Source organism: Pelagibius sp., from assembly GCF_965249265.1.
Taxonomy (GTDB): Bacteria; Pseudomonadota; Alphaproteobacteria; order Kiloniellales; family Kiloniellaceae; genus Pelagibius.
Window position 1 is genome coordinate 4,948,324 of record NZ_OZ252224.1, and the last position, 12,951, is coordinate 4,961,274.

The window sequence follows — 12,951 nt, forward strand, 5'->3', positions numbered from 1 at the left end:
TTAATCAATTTATCTAAGCATATGAATTAAAACGCACACTGCAAAACTCTGCGGAGCGAGGCAGAATTGGCAAGCGAATTGCCTCTTTCGGAGCGTGAGCGCCTCTGCGCTTCCAATCCCAAGGAGGTAAATTTAATGACCAAGGCCACCATCACCCCCGTCATTCTGGCCGGCGGCACCGGTTCCCGCCTTTGGCCCCTGTCGCGTACCGATCTGCCCAAGCAGTTCTGCCGGCTCGTCGGCGACGAGAGCCTTTTTCAGTCGACACTGAGACGGGTAGCCGACAAAGCGTCGTTCAGCCGCCCAATCGTGGTCACCAACGCCCGATACCACGCCCTGGCTCAGGCGCAGGCGGAGACCATCGGTGTAAGGCTTCGGATGATCATCTGCGAAGATGAAGGGCGAAACACGGCGCCGGCGATTGCCTTGGCTGCCCTCGCAGGCGAGGGCGGCGATGATGAACTGATGCTGGTGCTGCCTTCGGATCACAAGATATCCGACGACCATGCCTTTGGGGACGCGCTTCACAAGGCCAGAACACTTTGTGAAGCGACGGACAGCATCGTCGTCCTGGGCATTGAACCCGCCCGGGCCGAGACCGGTTACGGTTACATCAAACAGGGGAAGACCCTGATCGACGGGGCGCGCAAGGTGAGCCGTTTCATCGAGAAACCACCGGCCAGACTGGCCGAAGCCATGGTTTCCCAGGGTGGCTTCCTTTGGAATGCGGGCATCTTCTTTGCCCGACGGGGCCGCTTCATCGAAGAGCTGCGTCTTTGCGCACCGGAGCTGACAAAAGCTGTCGGACTCGCCATTTCGCAGGGTGGCTGGGAATGCGGCGCATTCCGCCCCTCGGCAAAAGACTATGCAGCGGTGGAGCCGATCTCCTTCGACCATGCGGTGATGGAGAGGACAAAGAGAGCTGCCGTTGTTGCTGCAGACCCCGGATGGAGCGATATGGGTTCCTTTGCCGCCCTGCATGAAACATCCGACCGCAGTCAGGATGACAATGTCTTTGTCGGCGACGTTCTGGCACATGGCGCCACCGGCTGCCTGGCCGTTTCGAAAGACAGGCTGGTCGCTTTGTCGGGCGTTAATGACCTGATTGTGGTTGTCACCGACGATGCGGTCCTCGTCACCCCGCGCAAAGCCTCACAGGGCGTGAAAGAGGTCGTCACGCACCTTGAGTTGCAGGAACGGCCGGAGCTGGCGGTTTCCGGTCAGGGGAACGAGAGACCCTGGGGTCACTTCGCCTCCCTCAACCGGGGCAAAGGCCATCAGGTCAAAACGATCAAGGTCAATCCCGGCGGACGCCTCTCCCTGCAATACCATGACCGCCGGGCAGAACACTGGATCGTCGTATCCGGCACCGCCAGCGTGACGCTGGGCAAGACTGTGCGCAGTGTTTCCGCTGGTGAGCATGTGCATGTGCCGAGGGGAGAGGTCCACCGCCTGGAGAACCTGACCGAGGAACCGCTTGAAGTTATCGAGGTTCAACTCGGCGACTATCTCGGCGAGGACGACATTGTGCGCCTTGAGGATGCCTATGGCCGTGGGCGCGCGGGCAATCCCACGCTTGTGGCTTGAGGATGGGGCGATGAAGAGGATCTACATTTTTGACGTCGACGGCACCCTGACCGCGCCGCGGCAGCCGATGGACAGTGCCTTCGAACAGACATTCCTGGCATTCTGCAGGGAGCATCCGGTCTATCTCGTGACCGGCAGCGACCGGCCCAAAATGGAGGAGCAACTGCCGGGCAGCGTGATTGCTGCAACGCGCGGCGTGTTCACCTGCTCGGCGGCCGAACTCTGGGTCGGCGACACGGTGGTCTACCGCCGCTACCACGATTTCCCGGAACAGGTCATCGGCGCTCTCGAAGACTTCATCAATGAGAGCGTTTATCCGCATCGCTTCGGAAACCATGTGGAACACCGAACCGGTATGACAAATGTCAGCGTTCCCGGGCGCAATGCGAACCAGCTACAACGCAACGCCTATTTCACCTGGGACGAATACGCCAACGAGCGGGCGGATTTCATTGAGCGCTTTAAGACGGACTTCCCTGACTATGATGCCTCGGCCGGCGGGCAGATCTCAATCGACATCACGCCCCGCGGTTGGAACAAGGCGATGGCGCTCAAGGTTCTGAAGCAACGCCATCACGGTGCTCGCTTTACGTTTTTCGGTGACCGCATGGTGGAAGGCGGCAACGACTGGCCCCTCGCCTCTGCGCTTTGTGACGACTCACCAAACAATCGCTCGATCCCGGTGAACAGCCACGAGGAAACCCGACAAATCCTCGCCGTCATGCTGAACAGCGGCCATGCGGAACTGCCACAGCTGATCCGGCAGCATCATTAGCGCTGGCTAGTCCGCCCAGGCCTCGCGCTTGCGATAAATCGTTGAGGGGCTGACGTTGAGAATACGTGCGGCCTTCGGGACACTGCCGTCACAGCGGTCGATCACTGCCTCGATCAACTTGCGCTCGTTTTCGGCAAAACTGCGGTCCAGCGCCAAGGTGATCGAAGCGTCGCCTGAGAGAGGAAGTTCGGCATTGCCTTGCGGTTCCGGCATAATACGAACCCCTTCGGTCGGGCCCGGCGCCGCGCCGCCGAGACCCTCGTCCGCCAGACCCAGCATGTCGGCAGTCAGCACTTTGGCGTCGTTCAGCACCACCGCACCTCTTATGACATTCTGAAGTTCGCGTACGTTTCCCGGCCAGTCATGGGCCATGAGGCGCGTTTCGGCCTCAGGAGAGAAGGCCTTGAATGACTTGCCGTCATCGCTTGCGTATTCGGCGAGAAAGGACGCTGCAAGTTCCAGGATATCTGCGCCACGCGCGCGCAAGGCGGGCAATCTCAAAGGCACGACATGAAGACGGTAAAAAAGGTCTTCGCGAAAGCGCCCCTCGGCGACTTCGAGGCGCGGCTCTCTGTTGGTCGCGCAGACGATACGCAGGTTGACCGCTGTCGCCTTGTCGCTTCCGACCGGCTGAACCGTGCCGGTCTGCAGAAAGCGCAGCAGTTTCGCCTGAAGAGAAAGGTCAAGCTCGCAGATCTCGTCGAGGAACAGCGTGCCGCCGTCGGCACTTTTGGCGGCCCCGACCCGGCTTTTGGTGGCACCGGTGAAAGCGCCCTGGACATGGCCGAAAATCTCCGACTCGATGAGGTCTTTTGGGATTGCCGCGCAGTTCAAAGCAATAAAGGGCTTCTTGCTGCGCGGCCCGGCCCGATGAATGGCCTCGGCGCAGATCTCCTTGCCGGTACCGCTTTCGCCGGTGATAAAGACGGGAACTGTTGAGCTCGCTACCGACTCGATAGTCTTGTAGACCCCGAGCATGACCGGCGAACTTCCGACGAAACCATGCCGGCGAATCTCGTCGACGCTGCCGCGGACATCATCAACCACCTTCTGCAGAGCTTGTCGTTCGACGGCATTAGCTGTCGTCGTGACAAGCCGGCTTTCTGAAACCGGCTTGACGACAAAGTCGTAGGCCCCGGCGCGCATCGCCTCGACAGCCGTATTGATCGAGGCGTCGGAGGTCACCACGACCACCGCTGTGGGTATCGCTTCCTCACCGATCACCCTCAGGACGTCGAAGCCGGTTAGATCGGGCAGTTGAAGGTCCAGCAGAGCAACCCGGTAGAATCCGCTTCGCAATTTCTCCAAAGCCTCGGTGCCGGACTCTGCAGTATCGACATCCAGCCCGGCGTTGCGTAACCACTCGCTATAAAGAATCAGCAGAGAGCCGGTGTCTTCGATAATCAGAATTTCAGGATGATCAGGCATCGCGTAGAGTCCGGGGGCTCTCGTCTCCAGGGGTTCGTTCTTGTGCGGGGGTGTCCCCGAGGTATCGTATGACGCGTTCGCACTCGGCAATCACCATTGCCGTGTCCTCTGCGGTCGTCTCGCCGCTTTCGGCCGCTGCCGGACCGTGGAGCCGCCGCACCGCTTCGGCGAGACTCTCGGCGCCGAAAGTCTCGCTTATGCTTTTCAGTATATGACAGGCACGGCCGACGGCGTCGAAGTCGCCCGCCGCCCTGGCCTTCGCAAGCGCATCGCACTGGGCACCGACGTCGGCAAGAAACTGATCCAGCATCCTCTTTCTCATCTCGGCCGTCTGGGACAACAGCAGGGCATCGAGCACGCTGCGGTCGAAGGGGTCGGCTTCATCCAGCGTGTTGCTGCCCAACGGCAGGGATCCAGCGATCTGCTGCAGGCAACTCACCAGCTCGCTGCGGGCAACCGGCTTCGTAATGACATGGTCCATGCCTGCCGCAAGGAAGCGTTCGCGATCTTCGGGCAGGGCATAGGCGGTCAGGGCGACGATGACAAGGGTGCCGGCGGGCGGCGGCATCTGCCTTATCTTCTCAGTCGCGTGAATGCCATCCACCTCGGGCATCGAGATATCCATAAGGACTACATCGTAGCTGTGTCTGCGGACCGCTTCGATCGCTTCCTGACCGTTGGCGGCAATGTCGACCACGCAATCCATCCCTTCCAGCATCATGGTGGTGACAAGCTGATTGGTAACGTTGTCCTCCGCCAGAAGCACCCGCAGGGGGCGCACCAACGTGGTGTCGAGACCTTCCTCGTCATCGTCCTTCGGCACGGCAGCCCGGTCGGCAATTGTCATGGGTACGGTGAACCAGAAAGTGCTGCCGGTGCCCTTGGAGCTCTCGCAGCCGATACTGCCGTCCATCGCTTCAACAATCGCCTTGCTGATCGCAAGACCCAAGCCGGTCCCGCCGAGTTGACCGGCGGCGCCCGGGTCGAGGGTGGTGAATTCAGAGAAGATCAGTTCCCTTTTGTCGTCGTCCACGCCAGTCCCGGTGTCGGCGACCGAGAAAGTCAGATCTACGGTGTCATGGTCAATCGGGTTTGACGCGATCGAAAGAACGATCGACCCGGTCTCGGTGAACTTGACCGCGTTCGAAGCGAGGTTCAGCAGAACTTGGCCGAGACGTCCCTGATCGCCGACACAGGCTTCGGGAACCGACTCGCCGATCTGCGTCGACAAGGTCAGATTTTTCTGCTCAGCCAGGGGTGTGATCAAACTGCGAACGTTACTTACAACATTTTCCACGAGGTAAACTTCCCGATCGAAGACCATGTGGCCGGACTCGAGTTTGGAGAAGTCAAGAATGTCGTTGATGATCGCGAGCAGAGACCGGCCGGATTGCCGCGCCGTTTTGATCAAGTCAAGCTGACCTGCGTCCATTCGGGAGTCGTGCAGGAGGTTGAGGATGCCGAGAACACCGTTCAACGGAGTGCGAATTTCATGGCTCATCATGGCCAGGAACTTTGCCTTGGCGAGACCGGCAACCTCGGCACGTTCCTTGGCTTCGACAAGAGTTTTAGCGTCCTCCTTTTCAGCCGTGATGTCGCGGACATAGCCGATGAAAATCGGCCCCTCCGGACCGGCCGCCTCCTGGATCGCCAACTCGACCAGGATCTCTTCACCGCCGGAGCGTTGGGCCTCGATCTCAATCTTCTGACCGATGACCGGCCCGACTCCCGTCTCAATGAAGGTCTTCATGCCCTGGCGGTGGGCAGCCCGATATCGATCGGGCATGATGACTTCTTCCATCATGGACCCTACCGCTTCACTCCGGCTGTATCCGAATATGACCTCGGCGGCAGGGTTGAACTCCAGGATCACCCCGTGATGATCGATGATGATGATGGCATCGAGCGCGGCGTTCACCGTACGCGCCAGAAGCTCCTGCGAACGCCGCAGTGCCTCCTCGCGCTCTTTCAGCGCGGTGATATCGACACGAAAGCCGACGGTCTGACCGCTTTCGGTGCGCCGTTCGATGATGCGCAACCAACGTCCGTCATCCAGCTTCTGCTCAATCCCCGATCCGGGGTTGCGGTGCGCCTCCATGCGCGCGGCAATCCAGGCTTCCAGATCCGCTTCGGCTTCGACGTATTGGCCGTTCTCTGCGCCGAATCGAATGATCTCTTCGAAGGTCACGCCCGGCTCGATGAGCTCGGCGCTGGTTTTGTAGATCTCCTTGTAACGGGAGTTGCAGATCACCAGCCTGTCGTTGGCGTCGTAGAGAACGAAGCCGTCCGGCAGGGCTTCGATCGCCTCGCCGAGCCTCGATTCCGCCTCGCGGGCCTTGCGCTCGACTTTCCGCCGGGCCGTGATGTCGCGCATGATGCCCGTGAACATGCGCTTGTCGCCGGCGAGAAACTCGCTGATTGAAAGTTCCAGCGGAAAGATCGCGCCGTCGGCCCTTCGCCCCAGCACTTCCCGCCCGGCACCGATGATCCGCGACTGACCGGTCTCCAGGTAATCGAGGATATGCCAGTCGTGCTTTTCGGCATCCGGCACCTGCATGAGCAGCGAGGCGTTGCGGCCCAGCAACTGCTCGCCGGGATAGCCGAACATCCTTTGGACCGCCGGATTGACGGACTCGATGACGCCCGTTTCGTCGATGGTTATGATCGCGTCGACCGTGTTCTCAAGGATCGTCCGGATCCTGGCTTCGCTTTCCTCGGCACGGCGCCGGACCTTTTCTGTCTCGGCAATGTCGCGTCGATTGCGGCGCAGCAGCAGCACCAGCAGGAGGACGCCGGCAAGCGCAACAAGGCTCACGAAGATGGCGACCGGCGCCGCCTCGGCGAGCGCTGAGATCGCTGCGGCGGCAAACGGCATCAGCAGGCGTTCCTGCCGATAGCGAAAGCCCCTTCGGCGCGCGCAACTGACAGGGGCGCCGGGCTCCTTTTGGCTGTCATCTCCACCTGCCCATTAAGGATCCACTCTTCAACCTAGTCTTTCTTACGTTATTAACCCGTTTAGATTGGTTAATGAAGCAAATCCGGAGGCACGGTCAAACGTAGCGACCCCACCTTCCTCGGTATCGGCGGAACCGGCGATGATGTGCCAGCAGGTGATCTCTGATCGATCGACCTTGGATACGGAAACAATACTGGAACCGGCTCCAGCAAAGCCAGGGCGAGACAAGCCGAGGCGTCAGTTCATTGATAGGCGCCGCAGGCCCTTTGCCAAGTGGCGTGCCAAGCGGGTATCGCTGCCATCGACAGCGGCACCCTCTTCTATCATCTGCGCTACTTCAGCCGCCATCTCAGCTGCATCTGCGTATGACTCGATCGGCCATTCACACATGGCGCGCCGCAGAATACCAAGCGCCTCGACAGCCTCTTCCGGCCAACCTTGGTCAGGATCGAAGTCAAAGTTTGCCTTCACCATTTCGATGCAGGGTGACGTCCCATATTAGCCTCCTTTCTTAGATCAGCGGGTGCGGTCCGCGATGATGCTCAGGCCCGTCCTGACGATTATCTCAGCAGCGCGCTTGTTGATGCCGAGCTCGTCGCGGATCTTGCGGGCGGCCGTAGCCGTAGTCAGGCCTTCGGCAGACGCCTGAGAGATGATCGCCTGTACCGCCGCCTTGGTGTCGGTATCCATCTTGCCCAGCAAGGGCGCCAACACCGGGTGTCCGGTCACACTGGTCCGGGCCGCTGCCAAGTGGCTGGCGGTAGTGCGCTTGCTGATGAAGTCGACGGTGATGATCATGTTTGCCATACAATAAAGATAGGGTGCCCGCGCCCTGGAAACAATCAATAATATCAGATACTTAATTATGATTTTCACTCATCATTTCCGATGAGTTTGCCTCATAGTCCTCTGATACCCCGCGCTGCACGACTTCAATTGCGTCAAGCGTGTCAATGAACCTGCGGACCTGCTTTGCAAGCACCGGGTCCTCCGGCAACAGTCCCCCAGGTTCGAGCGCAGCGAACAGAGCCTGGCCGACTCGTTGCGGATCCAGATCAACGCGCTCGAGTCGCTGAAGCCGTCGCAATCGGCTAGAGGTCATCGTCATATCTGCTCTACTGCCAGACCACCGGAGATCACGACGCTGCCCACCAAAAACCGGCCAAAGACCAGCGGTCGAATGCCGCCCTGCTCGGTGGTATTGACAGGTCCGTTTGAAATGAAGCTCGGCCTTTGATCAGGCGCCTCGCGCTCCGAATAGTCTCCAGCGGATGGCTGCGGAGAGAGTAGTTGAGTGATGCCACCTAAGGCCAAGGCAGCACCGAATAGCGCGATGTTGCCGTAAGTGATGGCCGTGCCGAACACAGGGAGGATGAAAGCCGGCGCAGCCAGTCCAGTGGCCGCGGCGGACCCGGCAGCAGCGCCACCAGCGGCTCCGGCCCCAGCCGCACTGGCACCACCAGTCGCCGGCGCCAATGCAACTGCTGCAACCAGAATGATCGCGCCGAGGATCGCCTTGCCTATGCCACCTTCCTTTGCGCCGGCAGCGACCGGGATGATGTGCAGATCATTACTGCCGAGTGGCATGTGCAGCATCTCCGGCGGAAGGGGGAACCCAGTGTCTGGATCGCCGCGAACGACACGATAGTAGCCGTCAGCGATGTCGTGGCGGAAGCTCGGAAAGTTCGCTATGAGCAGCCTAACGGCAGCGTTCGGTGAGTCGACGGCCAATTGGAAGCAGTCACCGTACTTTTCCGCCAAGTGTCCGTACAGGTGGACGTTACGCATGTGGATCCTCCTTGGAGCCCGCTATGTGGTACGGGCTGTGGGGCGTGTTCGACCGGTTGAGCAGAAAGCCGCGTAACCTCAATACGCTATCGTCGTCATGTGGCGGAGATAGCCTCCGCCTGGGCGCTTTGATGGTCATCGGCCTGTCTCTGCTGCTGCTTCCAGGGCCGCGATGCGTCCCTCGAGGGCTGCCGTTTCATACGCAGCCCGCCAACGATCAATGAGACCTGAAAGCTCAGACCCTTCAGAAGCGGTAAGGATCCCGCTGGCCACCGCCGAGACGATGGCGGCAATCGCCACTGGCGCGTCATCGGCACTCCGCAAATTGGGAAGGTCGATCGCAAGCAGTCTGCCCTTTGGAGCCGGGCAGACCGCCCGCATTATGGCGATACCAGCCTGGACGTCGCCGTCCTTCGCAGCTTTTACAAGGCTACTGACCACGGCTTTTGCCTCGCCGTCGAGCAACTTTTCGACGGCAAGCGTCGTTCGATTACGGGCGCCTCGAGGGCGACCACCTGCCCCCTTTAGAAACCGTCCTTTCGCGTCTCGTTTCATTTATATCAGCCCCTAGATCAGCGCTATTTTGCGCCCACCAATCAAGAACGTTAGATGAGCGCAGAGGATCGGCTTCGAGCGCTAGAGATCAATCCATCAAGCTGTCTCAGGCCGGTTTGAAGACGCTGACTCCGGCTAAAATCATTCTTTCCGATACTGACGCTCGCTTCCGCCAAAGCTTCGCGCCCAGCCAGGGCAGCCTCTATATCCACTCGTTCGAAGTCGTTGCCGAGCTTTCGAAGCTGACTCTTCTTGCCGGCCTCTGTCAGTTCACTGCTGGCTCTGGCAACTTCAGCTGCAGCTGAGAGTTTCACCATCTCTTCATACAACTGCACCAGGGCATATCCTGCCGAACGCACGGCAACGGAATCGTCGCCGACGGCCCACGTCGATAAGCCGGTTTTCTCGTCAATTGTGCCAAGGACAGCAGTGCGGCGGAGATGTTCGTCGGAGGCTGTCATAGCAATTCTCCTAATTGGAAGTGTGAAACTACCGCTCTGCATCAGCTGCGAGGCGGCGGAGGGCGGATTTGACGTGAGCATCGGCAGCAATTCTCGCGAACTGTTGGTTGGTAAGGACAACTCTCTTTTTGCCCAATCGCCAGTTCCTGAAACGGTCATCCTTGATACCCAACGCGCGGCACACAGAAGCCTGCCAGCCGGAGTAGGCGGTTTCGTCGCAGACTAAGTTGCAGGCACTCTTGAGATCGTCTTCGCTAAATCCCTGGCGTTCAAACCAATTGAAGGGGACCACTTCGGACAACGCGTCGACGGTACCAGTGACCTGTGTCCCTTCTTCCCGGGGTTTTTCTCGGTGTTTGTCCTGAGGTTTAGTGCCAGAGGAATCAGGGTATCCCCTATGCCGAAAATCGGACTGTCCCTCATCAGAAAGCCGGATAGTCAGAGGAGTATTTTCGGACTGTCCGTTTTTGCCGTGACGGTTCGAATTCTTCGTGACTGTCCGTTTTTTTGCAGAGGGTGGGACCGGCAGGAAATCGACCGCATCCGGATCAGCTCCCGGAACTGCGGAAACCTCCATGAACGCGCGCGCAAGATCCCACCTCCAGAGAAACTCGGCTGGTGCTTGCCCGGCCGTTTGGGGTCGGACAATCTCGCATAGGCCGCTGGCTTCCAGATCCTTTAAGGCTCGGGTATATCCATCGCGGCTCAGCCCGGCTTCGCGACCCAAGTGGCGGTACCCCCATTGGCACTTCCCAGTCAGCCCATTGGCACGCCAGCAAGCGGCAATCCCGACCTTCAGCCCGCCAGCTGTGAGGTTTGCAGCCAGCAGCAAGCGGTTCATCGCGAAACGAATGTTGCGCGGCGCCACCCAGTTCGCCATGTTCGGCGTGCCGCCTTGGTTGAAGCGCTCTGAGCCATCCTTCAGCGACATTGGGATCTACTCAGCTGCCGTTGTGGCACCTACCGCGGCAAGGCGGCGCACCGACTCGACAGTCACGAGCGTGCGTCCGCCAATCTTGCGGCGCTCGAGTCGACCGAGAGCGAGGAGCTTCCAGGCTGTAGATCTGCCAACGCCAAGCGCGCGCCCAGCGTCATCGACAGGGATGAGAAGAGGTTCGATTCTTTGAGGGGTGGTCATTGTGGGCGTCTCCAGAAATGCCGCCCACACAAAAAAGGGTCGGGCGACGCATAGTTGCGATCGCATCCGACCCCCCGGGTCTCAGCTCACCGAGCTGCCCCCTAGCTCAATTCATGCCACCGGCGTGAACCGAGTGTCGGGGGTGATGACATGCGATAAATAACATTCTCCGGATGATTGTCCAGCTTTATCCTACATGAGCTAACCTCATGCAGAGCGATGCCTCTTCGACATAGAAACAACATTGCCCTTGTCACCAGCAATGTAAGAGGCCCAAGCGTCCATCAACTTGCGCCGCTTCTCGAAGAGATCGCCTCGCTGGTAGGCTGCCTCGGTCTTGTTGCCCAGCTTATGGGCCAGCGCTTTCTCCGCGACCTCGCGTTGAAAGCCAGTTGCCTCAGCTACCCAATCTCGAAAGCTCGATCTGAAACCATGCATCGTGATGTCTAGTCCGGCCCTGCGCAGAGGCTGGGTTAAAGTCATATCTGAGAACGGTCGGCCTGGCCTGCCTTCGAAAATCAGAGCATCATCGTCCAGCCGACGACGCAGCTCCTGCATGCGCTTCAGAATCTCAATCGCGCGGTCACAAAGCGGCACGCGATGAGCGCGCTTCGCCTTCATGCGTTCGGCCGAGATGTTCCAGACCCGCCCATCAAAATCAACCTCACACCACTTGGCACCGCGTGACTCGCCTGAGCGCGCCGCGGTGAGGATCGTGAACTCCATCAGCAACAGAACCGGTTCGCCGCTCTTGAGGGTCTCTTTCATTCCGCTCACAAAAGCCGGCACCTTCTCCCAGTCAAGTGCTGGCAAATGCTTTTCTTCTTCTTTTGGGTGCTCGCCGAGATCACGCGCGATAGACCGGCTGTTGGGCACATCGGTACGTCGCCACCTCCTTACATGCGCGATGTCAAGCACAATGCAAATCCGCTGAAGTGTTCGCCGCGCCGTTTCCGGCTTAACAAACCAGATGTTCTTAAGCGCTGCGGAGATTAGTGCCGCATCAATCTCATCGACAGACAAGCTGCCGAGGCGTGGGAAGACATAGGTTTCGAGGGTGGTAATCCACTGTTTGGCGTGTTTTTTGTTCTGCCACTTCCGAGGATTTTCCTTGAACTCCTTGTGCACTGCACGGGCGGCTTCCTCGAAGGTGCGAACCCTCTGCCTCTCCCGCCGACGCTCGGCCACCGGATCGACACCAGCCCGGATCTTCTTGCGCATCTCGTCGCGCTGGTCGCGAGCGTCAGCAAGCGAAACGTCAGAAAGGCTGCCGAGGCCGATGTCGCGGCGGCGGCCCTTGAACTGAACCCGGAGAATCCAGCGCTTGGCGCCGTGCTTGTCGATGAGCAGCATGAGACCACCGCCGTCAGAATATCGGCCAGGTTCCTTGAGGGTCTGGACCCTCCTTGCTGTCAGCTTTGCCATACCCGGACCAGCCTCCCTCGCAGTCTTCATCCCACATTCCGTCCCACACTTTTACACGGACTGTGGTATTCGGCCATAGACTACTGTAGACGAAATCTGGATATAACATTATGAGAAAACTTCATAATTTAGACCGAAGTGAATTCTCGCGGACTACAGTTATGCGGATGTCGGGTCCGCCAATCTCCCGAAAATGATCTTGCGAGAGTTGCCTCGCCGGGGCGGTCGGGCCGATGCCGATTTCACAAACGACCGGTCACTGGGCGCCGGTCACTCCGTTGAGGCCGGGGGCGGAAAGCGCCACGCCAAGACCAGCCCGGTTGCGAGCAAAAACACATAAGGCGTGATGACGTTGGGTTGGAAAGCCACCCCAAGCCAATGCCCGACGCCTGTCCAAAATCCGCCCAGTGTTTCGAACCAACTGGTGTAGATCTGGAGCGGCTTAAGGTCGGTACATCCGTCGCTCAGGCATTTCTCTATGTCCTTGGTCCGTTCCCCATGGAGATGTTGAGAGAGTTTCCAGAAACTCTCCGTCAGCCAGAATGGGATGGCCGATAACCCGGCAACAGCGACACCAACCCGGCCGGCCGAGGATACCGGTTTTGTATAGGCGGCGATGAGCGCAGCAATCCCGAACGTCACGCTCCAACTCTTGAACTCGATAACCTGCTTGTTGAAATCCTCTATGGTTTGCTGAAGGAACAGATATTCCTTGAGGATGCAGTTGGCCTCAACGCAATCGATCATCAGTACCGCCTTTTTGGGTGTCGAGACATGCCGGGTTGCAGCTACGCAAACAGGCCGATGGCAGACCGGCACTTTTTATCGCAAAGAACGA

At 59.2% G+C, this 12,951-nt stretch carries 12 protein-coding genes; 2 read left to right on the forward strand and 10 right to left on the reverse strand.

The annotated features are described in order from the left end of the window. Positions 1 to 135 precede the first annotated feature (135 nt). Together ACP146_RS23035 and ACP146_RS23040 are read left to right on the forward strand one after the other, a co-directional pair. Positions 136 to 1,587 (forward strand): mannose-1-phosphate guanylyltransferase/mannose-6-phosphate isomerase, encoded by a 1,452-nt coding sequence (locus ACP146_RS23035; RefSeq protein WP_422369095.1) that lies wholly within the window; start codon positions 136 to 138, stop codon positions 1,585 to 1,587. A 10-nt stretch (positions 1,588 to 1,597) separates the two neighbouring features. Further along, a complete protein-coding gene (locus tag ACP146_RS23040; protein ID WP_422369096.1) occupies positions 1,598 to 2,362 on the forward strand; it encodes an HAD-IIB family hydrolase in 765 nt (254 codons plus the stop codon). A gap of 6 nt (positions 2,363 to 2,368) precedes the next feature. Here the strand turns inward: ACP146_RS23040 and ACP146_RS23045 are convergent, their stop codons facing one another. The 10 genes from ACP146_RS23045 to ACP146_RS23090 form a co-directional block, all read right to left on the reverse strand. Then, on the reverse strand, positions 2,369 to 3,790 hold the full coding sequence (locus tag ACP146_RS23045; RefSeq protein WP_422369097.1) for a sigma-54-dependent transcriptional regulator: 1,422 nt from the start codon (positions 3,788 to 3,790) through the stop codon (positions 2,369 to 2,371). Further along, positions 3,783 to 6,665, reverse strand: coding sequence for a PAS domain S-box protein (locus ACP146_RS23050; RefSeq protein ID WP_422369098.1), 2,883 nt, complete (start codon positions 6,663 to 6,665; stop codon positions 3,783 to 3,785). The genes ACP146_RS23045 and ACP146_RS23050 overlap by 8 nt, the downstream gene beginning before the upstream one ends. Before the next feature lie 318 nt (positions 6,666 to 6,983). Continuing rightward, a complete protein-coding gene (locus ACP146_RS23055) occupies positions 6,984 to 7,220 on the reverse strand; it encodes a hypothetical protein (RefSeq protein WP_422369099.1) in 237 nt (78 codons plus the stop codon). Positions 7,221 to 7,262: 42 nt separating this feature from the next. Further along, positions 7,263 to 7,544 (reverse strand): hypothetical protein, encoded by a 282-nt coding sequence (locus ACP146_RS23060; RefSeq protein ID WP_422369100.1) that lies wholly within the window; start codon positions 7,542 to 7,544, stop codon positions 7,263 to 7,265. A 306-nt stretch (positions 7,545 to 7,850) separates the two neighbouring features. After that, positions 7,851 to 8,534, reverse strand: coding sequence for a hypothetical protein (locus tag ACP146_RS23065; RefSeq protein WP_422369101.1), 684 nt, complete (start codon positions 8,532 to 8,534; stop codon positions 7,851 to 7,853). Positions 8,535 to 8,669: 135 nt separating this feature from the next. Then, positions 8,670 to 9,089 carry a hypothetical protein gene (locus ACP146_RS23070; protein ID WP_422369102.1) on the reverse strand — a complete coding sequence of 140 codons (420 nt, stop codon included), beginning with the start codon at positions 9,087 to 9,089 and terminating at the stop codon, positions 8,670 to 8,672. 50 nt (positions 9,090 to 9,139) lie between these two features. Continuing rightward, entirely contained in the window at positions 9,140 to 9,550 is a 411-nt protein-coding gene (locus tag ACP146_RS23075) for a hypothetical protein (RefSeq protein ID WP_422369103.1), read from the reverse strand. A gap of 28 nt (positions 9,551 to 9,578) precedes the next feature. Continuing rightward, the gene (locus ACP146_RS23080; protein WP_422369104.1) at positions 9,579 to 10,481 is read right to left on the reverse strand and encodes a hypothetical protein; all 903 of its coding nucleotides are present in this window, start codon (positions 10,479 to 10,481) and stop codon (positions 9,579 to 9,581) included. Between the two features lie 414 nt (positions 10,482 to 10,895). After that, positions 10,896 to 12,113 carry a tyrosine-type recombinase/integrase gene (locus ACP146_RS23085; protein ID WP_422369105.1) on the reverse strand — a complete coding sequence of 406 codons (1,218 nt, stop codon included), beginning with the start codon at positions 12,111 to 12,113 and terminating at the stop codon, positions 10,896 to 10,898. A gap of 270 nt (positions 12,114 to 12,383) precedes the next feature. Beyond that, positions 12,384 to 12,860, reverse strand: coding sequence for a hypothetical protein (locus tag ACP146_RS23090; protein WP_422369106.1), 477 nt, complete (start codon positions 12,858 to 12,860; stop codon positions 12,384 to 12,386). Positions 12,861 to 12,951: the final 91 nt, after the last annotated feature.